Here is a 23,798-nt window from a genome sequence, read left to right on the forward strand (position 1 = left end):
TTCGGCGGTAGAGTGGACAATGGTTCGACGTGAGTCCTCGGATTCTGCGCGCGTGAAACCCGGTTCGCCGGTCAGAACGTGTGTGGGGTGCAGGGAACAAGGGTCGGCTGTCGATCTGTTGAGGGTCGTGGTTGGTGAGCAGGGGCCGGAGGGTTCCCCGCTCGTCCCCGACGTATCGCGAAGACTCCCCGGTCGAGGTGCATGGCTGCACCTGGATCCGAGTTGTCTGAGCCTGGCAGAGCGGCGCCGAGCATTCAGCAGAGCACTGCGAGTGTCCGGAAATCTGGACACGTCCGCTGTCGACCAGCTGGTCGACGCAGTTCACACAAAAGCAGTACCTCTCGAGAAGAACAGGCACAAGCACTCATGAGCACACCGTGAAGCACCAACGATGAACGTCCATCGGCGATAACCCGAGGTCGTGCGGGACCCACATCTGTGGGATGCCTCCTGCTCGACCTCATCAGTGAGGAGAGCAGTGGCAGGCAAGGCCCGCGTGCACGAGTTGGCTAAAGAACTCGGTGTCACCAGCAAGGAACTACTCGCAACGCTCAAGGAGCAAGGCGAGTTCGTGAAGTCTGCGTCATCCACAGTGGAGGCGCCCGTCGCCCGTCGTCTGCGGGAGTCATTCCCGTCGGCAGGCGGAGCAGAAACCAAGTCCGAGACCGGCGCAGCCGCTCCGGCGGCTCGCCCCGCGGCAAAGCCCGGCGCACCGTCGCCGTCAGCTGCAAAGCCCGGTGGCCCGCGTCCCGGCCCCAAGCCGGCCGCACCCGCACCGGCTGCTCCCGCAGCTCCGGCACCGGCAGCCCCCGCGGCTCCCGCAGCCGCTGCTCCGGCAGCACCGTCGGCGCCGGTCCCCACCCCGACGTTCAACGCTCCGAAGCCGGCACAGCCGGCACGCCCGGCTCCGGCTGCTCCCGCAGCATCGGCACCGGCAGCCCCCGCGGCTCCGGCGGCACCGTCCACCGGCGCAAAGCCCGGCGGACCGCGTCAGGGACCGAAGGCACCTCGCGTCGGTAACAACCCGTACTCCTCGGCACCCGCCGAGCGTCCGGCACCTCGTCCGGCTCCCGGCGCACCGCGTCCGGGTGCAGGCCAGGGCGGTTCTCGTCCGGCTCCGGGTCAGGGCGGTCCCCGTCCGGCTCCCGGCCAGGGTGGACCTCGTCCGGCTCCGGGTCAGGGCGGTCCCCGTCCGGCTCCCGGCCAGGGTGGACCTCGTCCGCCTGCAGGTCAGGGCGGACCCCGCCCCAGCCCCGGCTCCATGCCTCCTCGCCCGAACCCGGGTGCAATGCCTGCTCGTTCCGCTCGTCCCGCGCCCGGTGGCGGCGGACGTCCGGGTCGTCCCGGTGGCGCTCCCGGTGGTCGTCCGGGCGGCGGCGGCGGTGGATACCGCGGCGGCGGCGCTCCCGGCGCCGGTGCTGGTGCAGGTGCTCCCGGTGGAGCAGCTCCGGCCGGTGGATTCCGCGGTCGTCCCGGCGGCGGTGGCCGTCCCGGTCAGCGCGGCGCAGCGGCAGGTGCATTCGGTCGTCCCGGCGGAGCAGTTCGCCGTGGACGTAAGTCGAAGCGGGCGAAGCGCGCCGAGTACGAAAGCATGCAGGCTCCCGCAGTCGGCGGCGTCAGGCTGCCACGCGGCAACGGTGAGACCATCCGTCTCGCTCGCGGCGCATCGCTGTCGGACTTCGCGGACAAGATCGATGCGAACCCCGCAGCGCTCGTGCAGGCGTTGTTCAACCTCGGTGAGATGGTCACGGCAACTCAGTCGGTCAACGACGAGACGCTGGAGCTGCTCGGCGGCGAAATGAACTACGTCGTGCAGGTCGTCAGCCCGGAGGACGAGGACCGCGAGCTGCTCGACAGCTTCGACCTCACCTACGGCGAGGACGCCGGCGGAGAAGAGGACCTCGAGTCCCGTCCGCCTGTGGTCACCGTCATGGGCCACGTCGACCACGGTAAGACCCGTCTGCTCGACGTGATCCGTAAGGCGAATGTCCGTGAGGGCGAAGCCGGCGGCATCACGCAGCACATCGGTGCCTACCAGGTGCTGACCGAGCTCGAGGGCAACGAGCGTCTCGTGACGTTCATCGACACCCCGGGTCACGAGGCCTTCACGGCCATGCGTGCTCGTGGTGCCAAGGCCACCGACCTCGCGATCCTTGTTGTCGCAGCCGACGACGGCGTCATGCCGCAGACGGTGGAAGCGATCAACCACGCCCAGGCGGCCGACGTGCCGATCGTGGTCGCGGTGAACAAGATCGACAAGGAAGGCGCGAACCCGGACAAGATCCGGCAGCAGCTCACCGAGTACGGACTGGTGGCCGAGGAATACGGCGGAGACACCATGTTCGTCGACATCTCGGCGAAGCAGGGTCTCAACATCGACGCACTGCTCGAAGCAGTGCTGTTGACGGCGGACGCTTCCCTGGATCTGCGCGCCAACCCGGACATGGACGCTCAGGGTGTTGCCATCGAGGCGCACCTCGACCGTGGCCGCGGCCCCGTCGCTACCGTGCTCATCCAGCGCGGAACGCTGCGGGTCGGCGACTCGATCGTTGCCGGCGATGCTTACGGCCGCGTCCGCCGCATGGTGGACGAGCACGGTCAGGACGTCCACGAGGCACTGCCTTCACGTCCGGTCCAGGTCATCGGCTTCACGTCGGTCCCCGGTGCAGGTGACAACCTGCTCGTGGTCGACGAGGACCGTATCGCTCGTCAGATCGCGGACCGTCGCAACGCACGTAAGCGCAACGCGCTTGCAGCGAAGAGTCGTAAGCGCATCAGCCTCGACGATCTCGATGCAGCTCTGAAGGAACATTCACAGCTGAACTTGATCCTCAAGGGTGACAACTCGGGAACCGTGGAGGCCCTCGAAGAGGCTCTCCTCGGAATTCCGATCGACGACGAGGTGCAGTTGCGCGTCATCGACCGCGGTGTCGGTGGCATCACGGAGACCAACGTCAACCTGGCTGCTGCGTCCAACGCGATCATCATCGGCTTCAACGTCCGCGCCGAAGGCAAGGCAACGGAGCTGGCGAACCGCGAGGGCGTCGACATTCGCTACTACTCGGTGATCTACCAGGCCATCGATGAGGTCGAAAAGGCACTCAAGGGTCTGCTCAAGCCGGTGTACGAAGAGGTCGAGCTGGGCAAGGCAGAGATCCGCGCCATGTTCCGTTCGTCCAAGATCGGCAACATTGCCGGTTGCTTGGTCACGTCGGGCAGCATCCGTCGCAACGCCAAGGCACGTCTCATCCGCGACAGCAAGGTCATCGCCGAGACGGTCACCATCTCCTCGCTCAAGCGGGAGAAGGAAGACGCTACCGAGGTTCGCGAAGGCTACGAATGTGGTTTGACCGTCACCTATTCCGATATCAAGATCGGTGACGTTCTCGAGTGCTACGAGCTTCGCGAGAAGCCGCGCGACTGATTATGTCGACACGGGCGTTGGGGCGGACGCACGTGAGTACTAGCTGACATGGACTCTTCCGGACTTGAACATACAAGTCCGGAAGAGTCCATTCGGCTCTGTCTAGGGGGAAAATGTTTGTAGGGGCACTGGAGTTCGACATTCTTTTCGGCGATGTCCACTCACTCAAGGAAAAGCGTTCGATGCTGTCGCCGATCCTGACGGAACTCCGTCGATTCGGCGTGAGTGCAGCGGAGGCGGGGGAGCAGGGACGCCTGCGTCGTGCGCTCGTCGGCGTCGGTGTGGTCAGTTCGTCCGTCGATCACCTGCACGATGTTCTCGATCATTGTGAGCGAGCGGTCGCCGAGCGTCCGGAGATTCAGTTGCTGGCTGTGCGAAGGCGAATCTTCGGCCCGGAAGACTGAGTGTCACCGATCTGTGTCGCTGAGCCACTCTTCCGGACGGCGTACCGAATCGAGTTGGTTGGCAACGGATTCGGCGTCCAGGGGACCAGGTGTGACGGTGTCTGTACTCCCGCTCGATGTGCACGGTGGCTTGTGGCCGAAGACCTCTACCGATGGTGATTTGGTTGCCGGGTAGCCGATGGACGAGACTGTTGTCGGTAATAATTCTTGTTAACCAGAACTTTGATCGATCGAGTCACCTCGATTCGAGTGGCCAGGTAGAGGAGACTGACAGTCATGGTAGATCCAGCCCGGGCACGCAAGTTGGCAAAGCGTATCGGAACCATCGTCGCGACCGCGATCGATCACGAGATCAAGGATCCGCGACTCGCATTTGTGACCATCACGGACACCAAGGTCACCAACGATCTGCACGACGCGACGGTGTACTACACAGTCATGGGCGAGAAGGTCGATTCCGCACCCGATGTGGAAGCCGCCGCCGCAGGACTCGAGAAGGCCAAGGGTGTTCTCCGCTCGAAGGTCGGTGCCGGAACTGGCGTTCGCTTCACACCGACTCTGACGTTTGTCGCCGATACCGTTCCCGACACCGCGCGTCATATGGAAGAACTGCTGGCCCGTGCCAAGGCCGCCGACGACGAGGTCGCCAAGGCGCGTGAGAATGCACAACCGGCCGGAGATGCAGATCCGTACAAGGAGCCGCGAGTGGCTTCGGACGAAGACGAGGCGTCGCCAGATGTTCGTGAAGCCGACTGACGCGCACCGAGAATGACGATCACCGCACTTTCGGACGTCGACCCCTGCGAGGCGAAGTTCGCTCAGGTGGCCGAGGTTCTCGAATCGGCACACACGGTGACAATTCTCTGCCATGTGCAGCCGGATGCGGACACGATCGGCAGCGGACTTGCGCTCGGTCTCGTTCTCGAGCGTCGGGGCATTTCGGTGCAGGTCGCGTTCAGTCGGCCGTCGGCGCTGCCCGAGTCGATGTGTGATTTCCCTGGTGTTCACTTGCTCACGGCGCCCGCCGATGTTCGGGAAAGCGTCGATGTTCTGGTGACCGTGGATGTCGGCAGCGAGGGCCGCCTCGGTGAGTTGGCGAGTCGACTCGCCGGCGCGCATCGCACAATCGTCCTTGATCACCATCGCTCCAATTCCGAATTCGGAACCATCAACGTCGTCGACGAAACCGCGGCTTCGACGACGGCGCTCATCGCACGATTCTTCGATGCATGGGGAGTCGCGATCGATCGCGATATCGCGCACTGTCTCTATGCCGGACTGGTCACCGACACCGGCTCCTTCCGGTGGGGAGGTCCGCTTCCGCACGTGCTCGCGGCGCGTTTGCTGGCGACCGGCATCGACGGCGACGCGATTGCGCGAAAGCTGCTCGACACCCATCCGTTCGGGTGGTTGCCGATGCTGGCTTCGGTACTCGGGTCCGCGGTGCTGGTCCCGGAAGCCGCGGACGGCCGTGGGCTGGTGTACGCGGTGATCCGACGCAGTGACATCGGCGATCTTCGCTCCGAGGAGATCGAGAGCGTCGTCGATATCGTGCGAACTACTTCGGAAGCCGAAGTTGCCGCCGTACTCAAAGAGTCGGTTTCCGGAAGCTGGTCGATCTCGTTGCGTGCAAAGTCGGCGATCGACGTGTCGGCGGTCGCTGAAAGTCTTGGTGGCGGCGGGCACCGGCTGTCGGCCGGATATACGTCGACCACTTCCAGCGACGAGATTGTTGCCGCGCTCGTCGCGGCACTCGGCTGAATCCGCGGCATTGAGCGAATCTGACGCCACCTCGGCGGGATCTTCGGCAGCTGATTTCGACGTCACTGGGCGTCGAATCTTTTCCCTGGCGTTTCCGGCACTCGGGGTACTGGCGGCCGAACCCCTCTATCTGTTGTTCGACATCGCCGTGGTCGGCCGACTCGGGGCGCTTCCGCTGGCCGGATTGGCAGTCGGTGGTCTGATCCTGTCGTTGGTGAGTACGCAGCTGACCTTCTTGTCGTACGGCACGACGGCGCGCGCCGCACGGCTGCACGGGGCGGGCCGCGAGCGCGACGCGGTGGGCGAGGGTGTTCAGGCGACCTGGCTGGCGGCCGCGATCGGCTTGGCCTTGGTAGTGATCGTGCAGGTGATCGCGGGCCCGCTGACTTCGGCGGTGGCCGGAACTCCCGACATTGCGGCGGCTGCGGAAAGTTGGCTTCGGATAGCGGTATTGGGTGTTCCACTCATCCTGGTGGCTCTGGCCGGCAACGGCTGGATGCGCGGGGTTCAGAACACGGTGCGACCGCTTCGGTTCGTCCTTGTCGGCTTGGGTATTTCGGCGGTGTTGTGCCCGATTCTCGTGCACGGTTTGCTCGGTGCTCCCCGGATGGAACTCGAAGGATCAGCTGTCGCGAATCTGGTCGGCCAGAGCGTTTCGGGTGTCCTGTTCGCTTGGGCACTCTTTCGTGAACCGGTCTCGGCTCGACCGCATTTTGCAATCATGCGGGCGCAGATGCTGATGGGCCGTGACCTGATTCTGCGCAGCCTCGCATTCCAAGCGTGTTTCGTCTCGGCGGCCGCGGTGGCGTCGAGGTTCGGTGCAGCCGTAGTCGGTGCACACCAAGTTGTCCTCCAACTGTGGAACCTGGTTTCGCTCCTCCTCGATTCCTTGGCGATCGCCGCCCAAACGCTCATCGGAGCTGCCCTCGGCGGTGGATTCGCAGCCGCCGCGAAGAGGATGACCTGGCGGATCACTGCCTGGTCGACGGTATTTGCCGTGGTACTCGCGATCTTCTTCGCCGCGGGCCACTCCGTGATCCCCGGACTTTTCACGTCCGACGCCGAGGTCCTCGGTCAAATGTCGATCGCCTGGTGGTTCTTCGTCGCGATCATGCCGGTAGCGGGAATCGTGTTTGCACTCGACGGTGTTCTGCTCGGCGCCGGGGACGTGGTGTTTCTGCGCAACGCGACCATGCTCTGCGCAGTTCTCGGATTTCTGCCCGCGATCTGGCTCTCCCTCGCCTACGACTGGGGGCTGGCCGGAATTTGGGCAGGGCTTACCGTGTTCGTAGTACTTCGGATGGTCGCGGTGTCGTGGCGAGCGTTTTCCGGCAAGTGGGCAGTGACAGGTCCGGCGACGGCGAAGCGCGGAAGTTCAACTGAGGAAGCAGAGGGATCGTGGCAGCAAAGCTGATGGCGGTGAGCGACATTCATGTCGGTCACAACGGCAACAAGCCGATGACGGAGGAACTGTTCCCGGATTCGCCTGACGACTGGCTCATTCTCGCCGGAGATGTTTCCGAGAAAACTGACGACATTCGGTGGGCGTTGAAGCTCCTTCGCAGCCGATTCGCAAAGGTCATCTGGATTCCGGGCAACCACGAACTGTGGACGACCGCCAAGGATCCGGTTCAGATTCACGGAGCGCCGCGGTACGAGTACCTGGTCAACATGTGCCGCGAACTCGACGTCGTCACGCCCGAGGACCCGTTCCCGGTGTGGGAGGGAGACGAGGGCCCGGTCACGGTCGTCCCGATGTTCCTTCTCTACGACTACTCCTTCCTGCCGGAAGGCGCGCGAGACAAGGAACACGGGCTCGAGATCGCGCGGGACAAGAACGTCGTCGCCACCGACGAGTTCCTGCTCTCGCCGCAGCCGTATGCAACGCGCGACGCGTGGTGCCGGGCGAGAATCGAATACACCCAGGCACGGCTGGACGCGCTCCCCGAAGGCACAAAAACCGTTCTGGTGAACCATTTCCCGATGGTCCGGCAGCCCACGGACGTGCTCATGTATCCGGAGTTCGCGTTGTGGTGCGGAACCACCGCGACCGCCGACTGGCATGTGAAGTACAACGCGGTGTGCTCGGTGTACGGGCACCTGCACATTCCTCGAACCACGTACTACGACGGCGTCCGCTTCGAGGAAGTATCACTCGGGTACCCGCGCGAATGGCGTCGGCGTGGACTGCCGGAGAAGTTGTTGCGTCAGATTCTTCCCGTTCCGGAGTACCCGCCGGGAACGCTCAACAAGTGGGGTGGCCACTTCAAGGTAACGCCGGAGCAGGAAGCCGAAGTCGAGCGCATGCGCGCCGGACGCTGAGAGGTATCGCTACGTGATCGAACAGATTCTTCCCGGTGGAGTTGCGACGGCCGAGGCCTTCGTGGATCCGCCCGGTCTGGTTCCGCACCCCAGTGAGGAGGCGTTGATCGGCCGCGCGGTCGAGAAGCGCCGTCGCGAGTTCGTGACTACCCGGCACCTCGCGCGTCAGGCGATGGGCAAGCTCGGTGTTCCGTCTGCCGCTGTCATGCGCGGCGAGCGTGGTGCCCCACTCTGGCCGCAGGGAGTAGTCGGAAGCCTCGCCCATTGCGACGGCTACCGCGGCGCTGTCCTGGCGTACTCCATGCAGGTCCGCTCACTCGGTATCGACGCCGAGCCGCACGGCCCGCTGCCGGACGGGGTATTGCCCGCGGTCAGCATCGAAGCGGAACGAACGTGGCTGGACACTCAGGAAACCGGCGGTCCGGTGCACTGGGATCGAGTGCTCTTCTGCGCGAAGGAAGCCACGTACAAGGCGTGGTTTCCGCTCACCGGGCGCTGGTTGGGTTTCGAGGACGCACACATCACATTCGAGGCGGAGTCGGACACTTCCGGAACTTTCAACTCGCGTCTGCTGGTCCCCGGTGAGGCGACGTCTGGTCCGCCGCTCACCTCTTTCGACGGCAGGTGGTTGGTGTCGGACGGGCTCATTCTGACGGCAATTTCGGTGCAGTGAGCGCGACTGGCAGAATCGGCACACGTGTCAGCTCGTGAAAAGCCTTCCTCCGGTCTTGTCGGCGCCGGAATCCTGATTGTCGACAAAGAGGCGGGCATCACCAGCCACGACGTGGTCGCTCGGTGCCGCAAATTGTTGAACACCCGCAAGGTGGGACATGCCGGGACTCTTGATCCCATGGCGACCGGCGTCCTCGTTCTCGGCGTCGAGCGTGCGACCAAGTTGCTCGGACTCCTGGCACTGACAACCAAGGCGTACTCGGCGACCATTCGCCTCGGTGCAGCGACGGACACGGACGATGCCGAAGGGGAGGTCCTGACTTCCGCAGATGCTTCGCAGGTGACGGACGCGGAGATCGCGGCGATCGTGGCGACGCTGACCGGAGACATCAAGCAGATCCCGGCAAGCGTGAGCGCTATCAAGGTCGACGGTCAACGCGCACATGCCCTGGTGCGTGCGGGAGAAACCGTCGAGCTGGCGCCGCGCCCGGTAACGGTGTCGACTTTCGAAGTTCTGGCTCGGCGAGATGTCCCGGGTGGCTTCGTCGATCTGGATGTAGACGTTGAGTGCTCTTCCGGAACATACATCCGCTCGCTTGCACGCGACCTCGGTCGTGAATTGGGCGTCGGCGGTCATTTGACGGCATTGCGCCGCACCCGCGTCGGGCCGTTCACTCTCGAACATGCGCGCACGCTCGAAGATCTCGCGGATCAGCCGGGTGTGAGCCTCGACATCGATCAGGCTGCGCAGACGGCTTTTCCGCATCGGCAGATCACGGCGGAGGAAGCCGAGGCGATCAGCCAGGGGCGCTGGCTCGAGCCGATCGGGATGAAGGGGATCTGTGCGGCGATCGATCCCACCGGTCACACGATTGCGCTTCTGCAGGAGAAGGGTCGACGCGCCAGTTCGGTGATGGTCGTGCGACCGGCGACGCTTCGCGGGTGATCGTCCGCGAGCGTGTCGACGGCGACCTCGACGGTTGCGTCGATGCGCTGGCACAGGTCCACCAGTGCGACGGATATCCGAACACGTGGCCACAGAACCCGCACCGCTGGCTCAGTTCGCCCACGGTGGTGAAGGCGTGGGTCGGTGAGGGCGACGGCCGTGTTGTCGGTCATGTGGCCGTCGACCGCGAGGTTGCAGGCGCGCCCACCACCGCGGGATCGATAGCCGTGTCGCGATTGTTCGTTCATCCCCATGCCCGCGGAAACGGCCTCAGCGGTGCGCTACTCGACGCTGTCACGGATTTCGCAGCAGAAAGTCAGTTGGAACTGGTGCTCGACGTCGTCGAGGACGCTTTGCCGGCGATCGCGCTGTACGAGCGTCGAGGTTGGGTGTACGTCGACGAGAGGCTCGCCGACTGGACCCGGACCGACGGAGTCCGGCCCGTGGAACGGCGATATCGTCTGCCGCGCTGAGCGGCCTCGACTACACGAGCCAAATTGCTTGAGCGACTGGGCTTCCCAGGTCGATGGTGTCGGGGCTGTCGCCGAGTCGAACGGACACTGTTCCGGCGAAATCACGGCGTTCTTCGACAGTGATGTCGACATCGAGACTGACGCCGACGGAATCGAAGTACCGAAGCATTTCGGGATCGGAATCGGAGATCCGGGCAACGCGGCCCCGCTCGCCGTTGGCGAAGTCGCTGAGCTGACGGGCCGGGGGAGTCGGCACCGAACCATCGGTGGCGGGAATGGGATCGCCGTGCGGGTCACGTTCGGGGAAGCCCAGTTTGGCGTCCATCCGAGAGATCATCAGATCGGAAACGGCGTGTTCGAGGATTTCGGCTTCGTCGTGGACTTCGTCCCAGCCGTACCCGAGTTCCTGAACCAGATAGGTCTCGATCAACCGGTGGCGCCGGACCATGGACACAGCAGCCGCGCGGCCACTGTCCGTCAGAGCGATGGAACCGTAGCGGGCGTGATCGACGAGGCCCTGGTCCGAGAGTTTGCGGATCGCCTCGGACACCGTCGAAGCCGAGACGTTCATCTTCTCGGACAGGAGCTTGGTGGACACCCGCTCGTGGGACCACTCCTGGATCGTCCAGATGACCTTGAGGTAGTCCTGAGCCACCGACGAGAGTGCGAGCGTGTCGATTGCCGCGTCGTGCGCCGAAGTGCTGTCGCCATCCGACGTCGATGATGCTTCCGAGGTTCCGGTCTTGTGAGCTGCCACAACGCTTAGCTTAGGCTACGAAATCCGGAACTTCCGTACGTGAGCGGCAGCACAGCGGTGATTCGCTGGGCGGGTCCGAACGTGACCCGCCGCCGGTGGACCCGTAGGCTGCCAATCGTGCTGAGATGGCGTGGTCTCGACGAAGTTCCGGCCGATTGGGGTCGTTGTGTGCTCACTATCGGTGTGTTCGACGGTGTGCATCGTGGGCATGCCCAATTGATAGCGAGAGCGGTTACCGCTGCGCGCAAACGTGGTGTTCCGAGCGTGTTGATGACGTTCGACCCGCATCCCATGGAGGTTGTGCGGCCGGGTAGTCATCCAGCCCAGTTGACGACGCTGCAACGGCGTGCGGAATTGGCTCAGGATCTGGGCATCGACGTGTTCTGCGTGATGCCGTTCACCGCTGATTTCATGAAGCTGACGCCGGAGCGCTACGTCCACGAAATTCTCGTCGAACGTCTGCATGTCGCCGAGGTGGTGGTGGGGGACAATTTCACCTTCGGCAAGAAGGCGCTCGGCAACGTCGATCTTCTTCGTGAGATGGGCGCTCGCTTCGGCTTTGCGGTCGACGGCGTCCAGCTGCTCGCCGAGCATGCGGTGACGTTCTCGTCGACCTACATCCGCTCGTGCGTCGACGCAGGCGACATGGAAGCGGCTACCGAAGCTCTCGGCCGTCCACATCGTGTCGAAGGTGTAGTCGTCCACGGTGACAAGCGTGGACGCGAGTTGGGATTCCCGACGGCCAATGTTGCACCGCCGATGTTTTCGGCGATTCCGGCCGACGGCGTCTACGCAGCGTGGTTCACGGTGCTCGGCGCCGGCGAGGAACTCGGAACTGTCGTTCCCGGTCGTCGGTACCAAGCCGCAGTGTCTGTGGGGACCAACCCGACCTTCTCCGGCCGGACCCGAACCGTCGAGGCGTACGTTCTCGACACCGAAGCAGACCTGTACGGACAACACGTCGCTGTCGACTTGGTTTCGCGGATTCGCGGCATGGAGAAGTTCGACTCGATCGAGTCGCTCATCACGGCGATGAACCGAGACGTCGAACGCGCACGCCAAATCCTGAGTGAGGATGCAGAGCGCAGCGTAGGTTGAGCTCGTTGCACTAGTGGCGGCGGCCACATTCGCTCCAGGTGGGCGAAAGCGCCTCATTGCTGCTGGTAGGATCTTCTCTCGGTGCGTGCTGCGGTTTGCGGTGGCCGCACCGATCTAGTTCCTTTCACGCAAACGTCATCACAGGAGTGAATCAAGTGGCATTGACCACGGAAGAAAAGAAGGTCGTTCTCGGCGAGTACGGCTTGCACGAGACCGACACGGGATCGCCCGAAGCTCAGGTGGCAATGCTCACCAAGCGCATCACCGATCTCACCGAGCACCTCAAGACCCACAAGCATGACCACCACTCGCGTCGTGGACTGCTCTTGATGGTCGGTCGCCGTCGTCGTCTGCTGAAGTACGTGGCAAAGACTGACGTCGCTCGCTACCGCACGCTCATCGAGCGTCTCGGCCTGCGTCGCTAGATTTTTCTCACGACGCTGATCGAAAGCAACACGGCACGCTTCGGTTTGCCGAACACTCCGTTAGCCGGCGAAGCCACGCATATACTGGGCTTCGCTGGCTTTCGGCGTTAGCTGCCGCAAGGCAGTTTCCGCTGTCGGCGCTATGCACAGTTGTCTACGCACAGTTGTGCAGTGCGCCGCCAGCACACCGTATGCACCAGAGAACGTGGTGTCGGTTGTCGGTAGTGGTTCTCCGGACCGGGCAAGTGCCCGAAAGCTCCGGAGGACTTCGATCGACGGCCGCCCGAACGTCGTGACGTCCCGAAGCAGAAATCGCTCGCATCGCAAGGAGCGTCTGCAATTCAAGAGGGGGACGTCCCTCGGTGCGCAGTTTCCACCAGGAGGGTGGAAACGCCCGCGCGGGTACGGCGAAGACGAGAGGGAAGTGAAGAGAAAAGAATGACAGAGAATTCCGTAGTAGAGGTCGACGAAGGCGTGTTCGAATCCACCGCCGTGATCGACAACGGGTCCTTCGGTACCCGCACCATCCGTTTCGAGACCGGACGCCTTGCTCAGCAGGCCGCCGGCGCCGTCGTTGCTTACCTGGACGACGAGACCATGCTGCTGTCCGCCACGAGCGCCAGCAAGCACCCCAAGGAGCACTTCGACTTCTTCCCCCTGACGGTGGACGTCGAAGAGCGTATGTACGCAGCGGGCCGCATCCCCGGTTCGTTCTTCCGTCGTGAGGGACGCCCCTCCACCGACGCGATCCTGACCTGCCGCCTCATCGACCGGCCGCTGCGCCCGTCCTTCGTCGACGGTCTCCGTAACGAGATCCAGGTCGTCGTCACGGTCATGAGCCTCAACCCGCAGGATCTGTACGACGTCGTGGCCATCAACGCCGCTTCCGCGTCGACGCAGATCGCGGGCCTGCCGTTCTCCGGACCCGTCGGTGGCGTGCGTGTTGCACTCATCGTCTCCGAGGACAACAAGGCCGGCCAGTGGGTTGCATTCCCGACGGTCGATCAGCTCGAGAACGCCGTCTTCGACATGGTCGTAGCCGGCCGCGTGGTGTCCGGCAGCGGTGACAACGCCGACGTAGCGATCATGATGGTCGAGGCCGAGGCCACCGACAACGTCATCGCGAAGATCGCCGACGGCGCTCAGGCACCGACCGAGGCCATCGTTGCCGAAGGCCTCGAGGCCGCCAAGCCGTTCATCGCACGCCTGTGCGCTGCTCAGGCAGCACTGGCATCCAAGGCTGCAAAGCCCACGGGTGACTACCCGGTCTTCCCGGCGTACCAGGACGACGTTTTTGCTGCCGTCGAGGCTGCTGCGTCCGAAAAGCTCAATGCCGCACTGACAATCGCCGGCAAGCAGGAACGCGACGACAAGACCGACGAGGTCAAGGTCGAGGTTCTCGAGCAGGTTGCACCCAACTTCGAAGGCCGCGAGAAGGAACTGGGAGCAGCGTTCCGCTCGCTCACCAAGAAGCTGGTTCGCCAGCGCATCCTGCGCGATCAGTTCCGCATCGACGGCCGCGGCGTCACGGACATCCGTTCGCTGTCCGCCGAGGTCGCGATCATCCCGCGCGCACACGGCTCCGCGCTGTTCGAGCGCGGCGAGACCCAGATCCTGGGTGTCACCACTCTCGACATGGTCAAGATGGCTCAGCAGGTCGACTCGCTCGGTCCCGAGACCACCAAGCGCTACATGCATCATTACAACTTCCCGCCGTACTCCACCGGTGAGACGGGTCGCGTCGGTTCGCCGAAGCGTCGCGAAATCGGTCACGGTGCACTCGCCGAGCGCGCTCTCATGCCGGTTCTGCCCAGCGTCGAAGAGTTCCCTTACGCGATTCGCCAGGTCTCCGAGGCTCTGAGCTCCAACGGTTCCACCTCGATGGGCTCGGTGTGTGCGTCCACGCTCGCACTGCTCAACGCCGGTGTGCCGCTTCGCGCTCCGGTTGCCGGTATCGCCATGGGTCTGGTCTCCGACCAGGTCGACGGTGAAACCCGCTACGTCGCTCTGACCGACATCCTCGGCGCCGAAGACGCCTTCGGCGACATGGACTTCAAGGTCGCAGGCACCAAGGACTTCGTCACGGCCCTGCAGTTGGACACGAAGCTCGACGGCATCCCGTCGCAGGTTCTTGCCGGTGCACTCTCGCAGGCGAAGGATGCACGGACCACGATCCTCGAGGTCATGGCGGAAGCCATCGACACCCCGGACGAGATGAGCCCGTTCGCTCCCCGCGTGACGGCCATCAAGGTCCCCGTCGACAAGATCGGTGAGGTCATCGGCCCCAAGGGCAAGATGATCAACTCCATCACCGAGCAGACCGGTGCCAACATCTCCATCGAAGACGACGGCACCGTGTTCGTCGGCGCCACCGATGGACCGTCTGCACAGGCCGCGATCGACATGATCAACGCCATTGCCAACCCGCAGCTCCCCAAGGTCGGCGAGCGGTTCCTGGGCACGGTCGTCAAGACCACCGCCTTCGGTGCCTTCGTGTCGCTCCTGCCGGGACGCGACGGACTGGTGCACATCTCGAAGCTGGGCAGTGGCAAGCGTATTGCCAAGGTCGAAGACGTGGTCAACGTCGGATCCAAGATCCGCGTCGAGATCGCCGACATCGATGCACGTGGCAAGATCTCGCTGATCCCGGTCGAAGAGGGCAACGACGAGGCTGCCGCTCCGGCCGCCGACGAGGCTGCTTCCGAGTAGATCTCACTTCGTACTCTGATGCGGCCCCGCGCGGATTTCCGTGCGGGGCCGCATCTGTACTGTCTGTAGACACGAGCCTGTAGATACCTGATTCAACACTTGCACCGAGGACTGCTGAACCTTTTCATGGCAAAGACCACTCCCAACACCACGCGCAGCCGCAGCGCTGTGCTGAAATCGCCGATCGATGCGACTCCTGAATCGGGAGTGCAGCGCACGGTCCTTCCCGGCGGCCTGCGCGTCGTCACCGAATTCATCCCCGGTGTGCGTTCCGCCTCCGTCGGCGTGTGGGTCGGAGTCGGTTCCCGCGACGAGCAGCCGAGTGTGGCCGGTGCCGCGCATTTTCTCGAGCATCTGTTGTTCAAGTCGACGCCGTCACGGACCGCGTTGGACATCGCGCAGGTCATGGATGGTGTGGGCGGCGAACTCAATGCATTCACGTCGAAGGAACACACCTGTTTCTACGCGCACGTGATCGACGAGGACCTCCCGATGGCGGTGGACCTTGTTGCCGACGTCGTACTGCGTGGGCGCTGCAGAACTGCGGATGTCGACGTCGAGCGGCAAGTAGTGCTCGAAGAGATCGCGATGCGAGACGACGATCCGGAAGACCTGCTCGGCGACGCCTTCCTGACCGCGTTGTTCGGAGATCATCCTGTCGGTCGTCCCATCATCGGTAGCGTCGAATCGATCGAGTCGATGTCGCGCAATCAGCTGCATTCCTTCCATGTTCGGCGTTACACGCCGCAGCGGATGGTGCTGGCAGTAGCGGGGAACGTCGACCACAAGCAGGTTGTGACGCTCGCTCGCCGCGCCTTCGCCGGGCATCTCGAGCGTGGAGTCAAGCCGGCGCCGCGGCGCGAAGGCACTCTGCGTTTGCGAACGATGCCTGAACTGAGCTTGACCCACCGCGACAGCGAGCAGGTCCACCTTGCGCTCGGAGTACGCGCGTTCGGTCGGCACGAGGGTCATCGCTGGGCCCTGTCTGTTCTCAACGCCGCAGTGGGCGGCGGGCTGAGTTCTCGTCTGTTCCAAGAGATTCGCGAGAAGCGTGGGCTTGCGTACTCCGTCTATTCCGGCGTAGACACCTTCGCGGACACCGGAGCGTTCTCCGTGTACGCGGGTTGCCAGCCGGAGAACCTCGGGGAGGTTGCCACAGTGATCCGCGAGGTACTTGCGAACGTGGCGACGGACGGAATCACCGATGCCGAGATCGCCCGCGCCAAGGGATCGCTGCGCGGCGGATTGGTTCTGGCACTGGAAGATTCAGGTTCACGCATGAACCGTATCGGTCGCAGTGAACTGAATTACGGCAACCATCGCAGTGTTGCGCAGACGCTCGCGACCATCGACGCAGTCACCTCCGAAGAAGTTCTCGAGGTGGCGCAGGTGCTCTTGACCAGGCCGTTTGCGGCCGCCGTCGTCGGCCCGTACAAGCGGGTTCGTGACCTCCCCGCGTCGGTACGCGGGATCGTGGGCAAGTAGTTCGAACTATCGAAATCGGGGTGTGCAGTTGAAGATCCGTGGTGCAGTGCTCGAAGAGATCGGCCGGGAGCGTCCCTTTGCGGAGTCGACTCCGATTTCGATTTCGGAACTCGACCTCGAATCCCCGGGCCCGGGTGAGATCCTCGTCAAGATCGAAGCTGCCGGGCTTTGTCACTCCGACCTCTCCGTGGTCGACGGGAATCGCGTTCGCCCCGTGCCGATGTTGCTGGGCCACGAGGCAGCTGGTCGAATCGTCGAACTCGGCGACGGCGTTGATTCGTTGTCGGTGGGCACCCGCGTCGTGATGACTTTTCTTCCGCGGTGTGGCGAGTGCGCGGGATGCGCCACTGACGGCCGGATGCCGTGCACGGTGGGTAGCGCCGCCAACAACGACGGCAGTTTGCTCGGTGGCGCGCAACGACTGCGGCGCTCCGGCGAGAGCGTCAAACATCATCTCGGCGTTTCGGGTTTCGCGACGCATGCGGTGGTCAACGCCAAGTCCGTAGTTGCCGTCGAAGACGATATTCCGGCCGAGATTGCAGCCGTACTCGGCTGCGCGGTGTTGACCGGCGGGGGAGCGCTACTCAACGCGGCCAAGCCTCGCCCGGCGGACACTGTGATGGTGGTCGGCTTGGGCGGCGTCGGGATGGCCGCAATCCTGACGGCGCGGGCACTCGGGGTCGAGAACGTCATCGGCGTCGACGCACTGGAGTCCAAGCTGGCTCAGGCGCTGGAACTGGGCGCGACCGAGGTCTTCACACCGTCAGGCCTGTCCGAGAGTGGCGTTCGCGCAGACATCGTCGTCGAAGCTGCGGGAAATGCTCGGGCGTTCGAGACAGCCGTGGCCGCGACGGCAGCGGGTGGCACGACCGTCACGGTCGGGTTGCCTGCGCCTGATGCGCGCTCGTCGATCTCGCCGCTCGGGCTGGTGGCCGAAGCGCGGACCATCATCGGCAGTTACCTCGGATCCGCGGTCCCCGCCCGCGACATCCCGATCTACGCGCAATTGTGGCGGGACGGGAAGCTGCCGGTCGAGAAGCTCATCTCCTCGCGAATCGAGTTGGACGACATCAATTCCGGCATGGACGAACTTGCGGACGGAAAAGCAATCCGACAGGTCATTATTTTCGACTGAAATCGTTACCTCCTGTAACGCTTCTCTCATATTGGACGACTACTCGAATGACGTTGCGTGACGCCCCGGGGGTCGGTCGTACGTTTTCCAAAAGTTGATTGGGGAGAAGATATGCCGGTTCGTGGGTTCTTTTCGCGACATCGAATACTGGCGGGTGCAGTAGCGCCCGCAGCGCTCGGCGTGGCCGCGTTGGTGGCGGTCGCAGTTGCCGTGGATTCTCCGCAATCGCAGACGATCGAGACCGAGTTGACCGCGTCTGTCACCGAGTGCCACGACACGGTCGGGATCGGTGTTGCCGGTCGCGGAGACACGCCTGTCGAGGGCACAACGAAGATGCTCGTCGGTGCGGATGGAACGACACTCCTCCCCGCGGCGCTCACAGACGACTACAGCAGCCACTGGGTCGACCCGGTACTCAAGGCACCAGCCGGTTCGGTCAAGGACGGCTCGTACGCCTCCGTCTACATCGCGTATCCCGCAAACATGGACAGTTACGAAGAGGCCGTGACGACGGGCGCGGACAACACCCGCGCTGTGATGAAGGCAATCAGCGCGGCCTGCCCGAACACGAAGTTCTCGATTGTCGGCTACAGCGAAGGCGCTGACGTAGTGCGCCGCGTCGCGATGGACATCGGCTCGGAGTCGAGCACCTCCGGCATCAATCCGGACAACGTCGTCGGTGTGGTCATCTTCGCCGACGCTGGTCGACTCGCGGGCGAGGGGCCGTTCCCCGGCGCCGAGAACCCGTACGCGAACCCGAACGGTTTCAACCAGCAATATCAGAACGGAAAGAACACCGCTTCCGGATCCGGGGCACTTCCAGGCACCAGCGGAGATTTCGGGGCCCTGAACGGCAAGATTGCGTCGTTCTGCTCTGACGGCGACCTCACCTGCGCAGCTCCCGAGAACATTTCACTCCTGATTCTGGCGGCAAACGTCGGTCGGCAGCTCAACGTCGACCAGTTGCAAGCGCAGAATCTGACGCCCGCCACCGGCATGGACATCGCGGTCGTGATGGGACGCGTGATGTTCGACGCCTTCAACGACATCTCGAGCAATCCCACCTGGATGCAGAGCGACGAAACCTTCCTCGATGTCTTGCTGAAGGTGTCCGATCCGGCGTACAAGCCGAGCGAGGCCACCACGACGCCGGTCGCAAAGGACTCGGTTTCCACTGAGGAAGTGTCGCCGTTGGCGTACCTGCCGCAGAAGCTGTTCAAGGAAATCGTCGGCCTCATCGCCACGAACCAGAACACCATCCCCGTAGTCATGAACGATCCGTACGGCCTGACCTTGGGCCCGGATGTCGGTCACCACTTCGACTACTGGCGCGATTCGGATGCTGCAAACGGCAAGCCCCTGACATCAGCGGAGTACGCAGCGGCGTGGCTGACCTATCTGGCCAAGCAGGCGCAGGACGGCAAGCCGGTCGATTCGTCGGCGAAGCCGACCGCCGAAGAGATGGCGGATGCCATCGACGCCTTGGCTGCTTCGCCTTCGGTTACCGACTCGGCCAAGCCCACCACAACCACGGGCGAAGCGGTACAACCCGCACCCGCAGGTTCGGAATCTGCAGCACCGGCACCCGAGGCTCCGACGACGACATCCGTTGCGCCGGCCGCGACGCCGAGTGTGACTTCAACCGTGGCGCCGTCGACTTCAGTCGAGTCGAGTGAACCGCCCGCCGCGACCACGACAACGACAACATCAACAACAACAACGACACAGGCTGCGGCCGGCTAGCCGAGACGTTTCCGTTCGTCAAAAACGCTGTCACAGGCTGCGATCCGCAAGTAGTTGCGGATCGCAGCCTGTTTTGTATGTACGGGTTACGTACAGCGGCGGTTGGTGCTTATCGTGGAAGGGAGGTTTCCGGATCACGAATCGTGGGTTTCACCGTGCACGAGCTGTCTATTGCGCAGAGTGTGGTCGAAGCTGTGTGCGAGCGTGCCGGCGAGCGACGAGTATCGAGTGTGCGGCTGGAAGTAGGGCAACTCTGCGCAGTGGTTCCACACTCTCTGCTGTTCTGCTTCGACGTTGTCACGGCGGGTACTCACGCCGAGGGTGCCAGCTTGCACATCGATCAGATTGCAACCAGCGCGCGATGCAATAGCTGTGGCGTGACTTTCTCGCCGCCCGACATGTTCTTGTTGTGTGGGTGCGGCAGTGCCGATGTCGAGGTGCTTGCCGGCCGCGAGTTGCGGATCCTGTCGATGGAAGTGAGCTGAGCATGTGCGCGACGTGTGGGTGCGGGGACACTACGGGACCTCGGGTGTCGGTCGTCGCCGGCGGAGAACACGAGCAGGACGACAGCCATGGGCACGGTCACCACCACGACCACGACCACGACCATGACCATGACCATGACCATGGGCACGGTCACTCCGACCACACTGTAATTCTCGAGCAGCAGGTGCTTGCCAAGAACGACCGCATTGCGGTTCACAATCGTGAGTGGATGCGGGGCCGCGGAGTCACGGCGCTCAACATCATGAGTTCGCCCGGCGCGGGTAAGACGACATTGCTGGCGCGAACGATCCGGGAACTAGGACGAGAACGACCGATTGCCGTGATCGAAGGTGACCAGGAAACCCGGCTCGACGCCGAGCGGATTCGTGAGGCCGGCGCGTCAGTGGTCCAGGTCAACACGGGGGCGGGCTGTCACCTCGATGCCGAGATGATCGACCGCGCGCTGCGCGCCTTGGACCCCGCGGACGAGTCGCTGCTTCTGATCGAAAACGTAGGAAACCTGGTGTGCCCCGCGCTCTTCGACCTGGGCGAGGAAGGCAAGGTTGTCCTAATTTCGACGCCGGAGGGGGTCGACAAGCCGAAAAAGTACCCGCACATCTTTGCCGTCGCGGACCTCGTGGTGATCAACAAGATCGACTTGCTCCCGTACGTCGAGTTCGACGTCGATGCCTGTGTCGCGCAAGCGAAAATCCTCAATCCTGCTGTGCGCGTTGTTGTTCTATCGGCCACGACAGGTGAGGGCATGGACGAGTGGTACGAGTGGATCGGTAGTCGTTCGGCGATTTCTCCGGTGGCCGTTGACAACTGATCTGCTCGGGTAGTTAATGAAATGAGTGGGTGCCACGCAAGTGGGCCGAGGTTCGACTCCGGTGGCGTCAGCGTTTCGGTGCCGCAGCAATTTGAGGCCATAGCGTGTCAGGCAGTAGCGGCGCCGAGAATCAGGCGCAAGTGCACCCGTGAAAGCGGCTGACATGGACACACAAAAATCGACTGCTGGCACCACGGCGGAACCTGCCTCCGAAAGCGCAGCTACCCCCGAAAGCGCAGCGGCCAAAGCGGAAGAAACTCTGATCCACGTGCTGTGGATCAATGCCGGTCTCAGTTGCGACGGTGATTCGGTGGCGCTCACCGCGGCCACGCAACCCAGTATCGAGGAGATCGCGCTCGGTGCGTTGCCCGGCCTGCCTCAGGTGGCGGTTCATTGGCCGCTCATCGACTTCGAATGTGGACCGCAGGGCGGCGCTGACGATTTCCTGGAATGGTTCTGGAAAGCCGACCGAGGAGAATTGGAACCCTTTGTTCTTGTTGTCGAAGGATCTATACCGAACGAGAAACTTCACGACGAAGGGTACTGGTGTGGTTTCGGGAACAATCGCGAAACCGGCCAACCGGTCACCACGAGCGAATGGCTCGACAAGCTGGCACCGAAAGCCACTGCGGTAGTTGCGGTCGGCACGTGCGCAACCTACGGCGGCATACATGCGATGGCCGGCAATCCGACCGGTGCGATGGGCGTGCCGGACTATCTCGGGTGGACCTGGAAATCGAAGGCGGGCATCCCGATCGTGTGCGTTCCCGGGTGTCCCATTCAGCCGGACAACCTCTCCGAGACCCTGACCTATCTTCTGTACATGGCCACTGATCAGGCGCCGATGATTCCCTTGGACGAATCCCTCCGCCCGCAGTGGCTTTTCGGTGCCACCGTTCACGAGGGCTGTGACCGTGGCGGGTACTACGAGCAGGGCGAGTTCGCGACGGAGTACGGGTCGCCGAAGTGCATCGTCAAGCTGGGATGTTGGGGACCGGTCGTGAAATGCAATGTCCCCAAACGTGGTTGGATAAACGGAGTCGGCGGGTGCCCTAATGTCGGCGGGATCTGCATCGGCTGCACGATGCCGGGATTCCCGGACAAATTCATGCCGTTCATGGATGAACCACCTGGCGGCAAACTCTCCACCAATGCGGTGGGAATGTACGGGTCCGTGATCCACAGTCTGCGCCGGATCACCGGTCACACGTTGGACAAGGAACCGCACTGGCGCGAGCGCGGGTCGAAGTTGCTCACCGGTGCGACGCGTACGTGGTGACCGACCGGATACCTTCAAATCAGTTCGTGAGCAACGTCTCTGGGAGGCACAGCAATGACGGCCATCGTTCCCGAACCCACCTCGACTGCGGACCGCGACGGTCTTGTCGAGATGGCGTGGGACCCCATCACCCGAATCGTCGGCAGTCTGGGTATCTACACCAAGATCGACTTCGCCAATCGCGAAGTGGTGGAGTGCCACAGCACGTCGTCGATCTTTCGTGGGTATTCCCTGTTCATGAAGGGGAAGGACCCGCGCGACGCGCATTTCATCACCAGTCGTATCTGCGGCATCTGCGGTGACAATCACGCCACGTGCTCGTGCTACGCACAAAACATGGCGTACGGCGTCAAGCCGCCGCATCTAGGCGAGTGGATCGTCAATCTCGGCGAGGCCGCCGAGTACATGTTCGACCACAACATTTTTCAAGAGAATCTGGTCGCAGTCGACTACTGCGAGAAGATGGTCTCCGAGACGAATCCCGGTGTGCTGGCGCAGGCAGAGAACACGCGCTGCCCGCACGAGGAGCAGCACGGTTATCGCACGATCGCGGACATCATGCGGACTCTCAATCCGTTCACGGGTGAGTTCTATCGCGAAGCGTTGCAAGTCTCGCGTTCGACTCGCGAAATGTTCTGCTTGATGGAGGGTAGGCACGTCCACCCGTCGACGCTCTATCCCGGCGGCGTCGGCACCGTCGCGACGATCGAACTGATGACGGACTACATGTCGCGGCTGATGCGGTACGTCGAATTCATGAAGAAGGTCGTGCCGATGCACGACGACCTGTTCGACTTCTTCTACCAGGCGCTGCCCGGTTACGAGAAGGTTGGCCTGCGGCGGACCCTGCTGGGTTGTTGGGGATCGTTCCAAGACCCCGAGTACTGCAATTTCTCGTACAAGGACATGACCGACTGGGGCCGGAAGATGTTTGTCACTCCCGGTGTGGTTGTCGACGGAAAGTTGGTCACCACGGATCTGGTGGACATCAACCTCGGTATCCGAATCATGCTGGGGTCCTCGTATTACGAGGACTGGAGTGATCAGGAGATGTTCGTCAAGACCGATCCGCTGGGTAACCCGGTCGATCGCCGGCACCCGTGGAATCAACACACCAACCCTCACCCGCAGAAGCGGAACCTCGAGGACAAGTACAGCTGGGTCATGTCACCGCGATGGTTCGACGGAAAAGACAACCTCGCTCTGGATACCGGCGGGGGAGCATTGGCTCGTCTGTGGAGCACCGCTCTTGCCGGCCTGGTCGACATCGGATACCTGGAGTCGACCGGACACAGTGTGAAGATCAATCTTCCGAAAACAGCACTGAAGGGTCCTGTCTCGCTCGAGTGGAAGATTCCAGAGCATGGCAGCAATACTCTCGAAAGAAACCGTGCGCGAACGTATTTCCAGGCATACGCAGCAGCGGCTGCCCTTCACTTCGCAGAGAAGGCGCTTGTCGAGATCCGGGCAGGCCGTACCAAGACGTGGGAGTCGTTCGAGGTTCCGGACGAGGGAATCGGTTGCGGATTCACCGAAGCCGTCCGCGGAGTTCTCTCACATCACATGGTGATTCGTGACGGCAAGATCGCGAACTATCACCCGTACCCACCGACCCCGTGGAATGCGAGCCCGCGCGACAGCTACGGAACCCCCGGTCCGTACGAGGATGCCGTGCAGGGTCAGCCGATCTTCGAGGAGAACGATCGAGACCACTTCAAGGGCATAGACATCATGCGGACCGTGCGAAGTTTCGATCCCTGTCTGCCGTGTGGTGTTCACATGTATCTCGGCGGCGGTAAGACCCTGGAGAAGTTGCACTCTCCGACGCAGTCCGTGACCGGGGAGTGATC

General features: G+C 63.1%; 21 protein-coding genes. 20 read left to right on the plus strand and 1 reads right to left on the minus strand.

All coding sequences use genetic code 11. The features are described from left to right. Positions 1-19: 19 nt before the first annotated feature. The 10 genes from RA302_RS12535 to RA302_RS12580 all read left to right on the plus strand — a co-directional run bounded on the left by RA302_RS12535 (position 20) and on the right by RA302_RS12580 (position 10,002). On the plus strand, positions 20-370 hold the full coding sequence (locus tag RA302_RS12535) for a YlxR family protein (protein WP_019748063.1): 351 nt from the start codon (positions 20-22) through the stop codon (positions 368-370). 108 nt (positions 371-478) lie between these two features. Next, a complete protein-coding gene (gene infB, locus RA302_RS12540) occupies positions 479-3,424 on the plus strand; it encodes a translation initiation factor IF-2 (protein WP_338480940.1) in 2,946 nt (981 codons plus the stop codon). 113 nt (positions 3,425-3,537) lie between these two features. After that, positions 3,538-3,828 (plus strand): DUF503 domain-containing protein, encoded by a 291-nt coding sequence (locus RA302_RS12545; RefSeq protein WP_003942205.1) that lies wholly within the window; start codon positions 3,538-3,540, stop codon positions 3,826-3,828. A gap of 276 nt (positions 3,829-4,104) precedes the next feature. After that, positions 4,105-4,584, plus strand: a complete 480-nt coding sequence (rbfA, locus tag RA302_RS12550; RefSeq protein ID WP_003942248.1) for a 30S ribosome-binding factor RbfA — start codon at positions 4,105-4,107, stop codon at positions 4,582-4,584. 12 nt (positions 4,585-4,596) lie between these two features. Beyond that, the gene (locus RA302_RS12555) at positions 4,597-5,589 is read left to right on the plus strand and encodes a bifunctional oligoribonuclease/PAP phosphatase NrnA (RefSeq protein ID WP_141487392.1); all 993 of its coding nucleotides are present in this window, start codon (positions 4,597-4,599) and stop codon (positions 5,587-5,589) included. A 76-nt stretch (positions 5,590-5,665) separates the two neighbouring features. After that, positions 5,666-7,003: an MATE family efflux transporter gene (locus tag RA302_RS12560; RefSeq protein ID WP_283309315.1), complete on the plus strand. Its 1,338-nt coding sequence runs from the start codon at positions 5,666-5,668 to the stop codon at positions 7,001-7,003. Further along, positions 6,988-7,911: a metallophosphoesterase gene (locus RA302_RS12565; protein WP_141487390.1), complete on the plus strand. Its 924-nt coding sequence runs from the start codon at positions 6,988-6,990 to the stop codon at positions 7,909-7,911. Before RA302_RS12560 ends, RA302_RS12565 begins: the two co-directional genes overlap by 16 nt. Before the next feature lie 13 nt (positions 7,912-7,924). Continuing rightward, entirely contained in the window at positions 7,925-8,584 is a 660-nt protein-coding gene (locus RA302_RS12570) for a 4'-phosphopantetheinyl transferase (RefSeq protein WP_182261642.1), read from the plus strand. Between the two features lie 24 nt (positions 8,585-8,608). Beyond that, a complete protein-coding gene (gene truB, locus RA302_RS12575) occupies positions 8,609-9,529 on the plus strand; it encodes a tRNA pseudouridine(55) synthase TruB (RefSeq protein ID WP_020907442.1) in 921 nt (306 codons plus the stop codon). After that, complete coding sequence (locus RA302_RS12580) at positions 9,526-10,002, plus strand: GNAT family N-acetyltransferase (RefSeq protein ID WP_338480947.1); 477 nt, start codon at positions 9,526-9,528, stop codon at positions 10,000-10,002. The genes truB and RA302_RS12580 overlap by 4 nt, the downstream gene beginning before the upstream one ends. A gap of 10 nt (positions 10,003-10,012) precedes the next feature. Here RA302_RS12580 and RA302_RS12585 read toward each other — a convergent pair whose 3' ends face one another. Continuing rightward, a complete protein-coding gene (locus tag RA302_RS12585) occupies positions 10,013-10,759 on the minus strand; it encodes a metal-dependent transcriptional regulator (protein WP_269586511.1) in 747 nt (248 codons plus the stop codon). 117 nt (positions 10,760-10,876) lie between these two features. Here RA302_RS12585 and RA302_RS12590 point away from each other — a divergent pair, with 117 nt between their 5' ends. The 10 genes from RA302_RS12590 to RA302_RS12635 all read left to right on the plus strand — a co-directional run bounded on the left by RA302_RS12590 (position 10,877) and on the right by RA302_RS12635 (position 23,796). Further along, positions 10,877-11,857: a bifunctional riboflavin kinase/FAD synthetase gene (locus RA302_RS12590; protein WP_019748071.1), complete on the plus strand. Its 981-nt coding sequence runs from the start codon at positions 10,877-10,879 to the stop codon at positions 11,855-11,857. 155 nt (positions 11,858-12,012) lie between these two features. Further along, on the plus strand, positions 12,013-12,282 hold the full coding sequence (gene rpsO / locus RA302_RS12595; RefSeq protein ID WP_003942254.1) for a 30S ribosomal protein S15: 270 nt from the start codon (positions 12,013-12,015) through the stop codon (positions 12,280-12,282). A 438-nt stretch (positions 12,283-12,720) separates the two neighbouring features. Beyond that, positions 12,721-14,991 carry a polyribonucleotide nucleotidyltransferase gene (locus RA302_RS12600; protein WP_020907444.1) on the plus strand — a complete coding sequence of 757 codons (2,271 nt, stop codon included), beginning with the start codon at positions 12,721-12,723 and terminating at the stop codon, positions 14,989-14,991. Between the two features lie 126 nt (positions 14,992-15,117). Beyond that, a complete protein-coding gene (locus tag RA302_RS12605) occupies positions 15,118-16,476 on the plus strand; it encodes a pitrilysin family protein (RefSeq protein ID WP_019748074.1) in 1,359 nt (452 codons plus the stop codon). Between the two features lie 28 nt (positions 16,477-16,504). Next, the gene (locus RA302_RS12610) at positions 16,505-17,611 is read left to right on the plus strand and encodes an alcohol dehydrogenase catalytic domain-containing protein (protein WP_175470332.1); all 1,107 of its coding nucleotides are present in this window, start codon (positions 16,505-16,507) and stop codon (positions 17,609-17,611) included. Positions 17,612-17,722: 111 nt separating this feature from the next. After that, positions 17,723-19,354, plus strand: a complete 1,632-nt coding sequence (locus RA302_RS12615) for a cutinase family protein (RefSeq protein WP_338480955.1) — start codon at positions 17,723-17,725, stop codon at positions 19,352-19,354. Positions 19,355-19,509: 155 nt separating this feature from the next. Continuing rightward, positions 19,510-19,839: a hydrogenase maturation nickel metallochaperone HypA gene (locus RA302_RS12620; protein WP_020907448.1), complete on the plus strand. Its 330-nt coding sequence runs from the start codon at positions 19,510-19,512 to the stop codon at positions 19,837-19,839. A 2-nt stretch (positions 19,840-19,841) separates the two neighbouring features. After that, on the plus strand, positions 19,842-20,669 hold the full coding sequence (gene hypB / locus RA302_RS12625; RefSeq protein WP_338480957.1) for a hydrogenase nickel incorporation protein HypB: 828 nt from the start codon (positions 19,842-19,844) through the stop codon (positions 20,667-20,669). 163 nt (positions 20,670-20,832) lie between these two features. Continuing rightward, positions 20,833-21,948, plus strand: a complete 1,116-nt coding sequence (locus RA302_RS12630) for a NiFe hydrogenase small subunit (protein ID WP_020969412.1) — start codon at positions 20,833-20,835, stop codon at positions 21,946-21,948. A 54-nt stretch (positions 21,949-22,002) separates the two neighbouring features. Continuing rightward, positions 22,003-23,796, plus strand: a complete 1,794-nt coding sequence (locus RA302_RS12635) for a nickel-dependent hydrogenase large subunit (protein WP_019748080.1) — start codon at positions 22,003-22,005, stop codon at positions 23,794-23,796. The last annotated feature ends 2 nt before the right edge of the window (positions 23,797-23,798 follow it).

It is taken from the genome of Rhodococcus sp. DN22, from assembly GCF_036669995.1.
Lineage (GTDB): Bacteria > Actinomycetota > Actinomycetes > Mycobacteriales > Mycobacteriaceae > Rhodococcus_F > Rhodococcus_F erythropolis.

Bases quoted from the DNA above. Each gene is read 5' to 3' on its own strand.
- RA302_RS12555 (WP_141487392.1), top strand. From the start codon at position 4,597: ATGACGATCACCGCACTTTCGGACGTCGACCCCTGCGAGGCGAAGTTC.
- RA302_RS12630 (WP_020969412.1), top strand. From the start codon at position 20,833: ATGGACACACAAAAATCGACTGCTGGCACCACGGCGGAACCTGCCTCC.
- RA302_RS12535 (WP_019748063.1), top strand. From the start codon at position 20: ATGGTTCGACGTGAGTCCTCGGATTCTGCGCGCGTGAAACCCGGTTCG.
- RA302_RS12545 (WP_003942205.1), top strand. From the start codon at position 3,538: ATGTTTGTAGGGGCACTGGAGTTCGACATTCTTTTCGGCGATGTCCAC.
- hypB (WP_338480957.1), top strand. From the start codon at position 19,842: ATGTGCGCGACGTGTGGGTGCGGGGACACTACGGGACCTCGGGTGTCG.
- RA302_RS12615 (WP_338480955.1), top strand. From the start codon at position 17,723: ATGCCGGTTCGTGGGTTCTTTTCGCGACATCGAATACTGGCGGGTGCA.
- RA302_RS12635 (WP_019748080.1), top strand. From the start codon at position 22,003: ATGACGGCCATCGTTCCCGAACCCACCTCGACTGCGGACCGCGACGGT.
- rbfA (WP_003942248.1), top strand. From the start codon at position 4,105: ATGGTAGATCCAGCCCGGGCACGCAAGTTGGCAAAGCGTATCGGAACC.
- RA302_RS12605 (WP_019748074.1), top strand. From the start codon at position 15,118: ATGGCAAAGACCACTCCCAACACCACGCGCAGCCGCAGCGCTGTGCTG.
- RA302_RS12600 (WP_020907444.1), top strand. From the start codon at position 12,721: ATGACAGAGAATTCCGTAGTAGAGGTCGACGAAGGCGTGTTCGAATCC.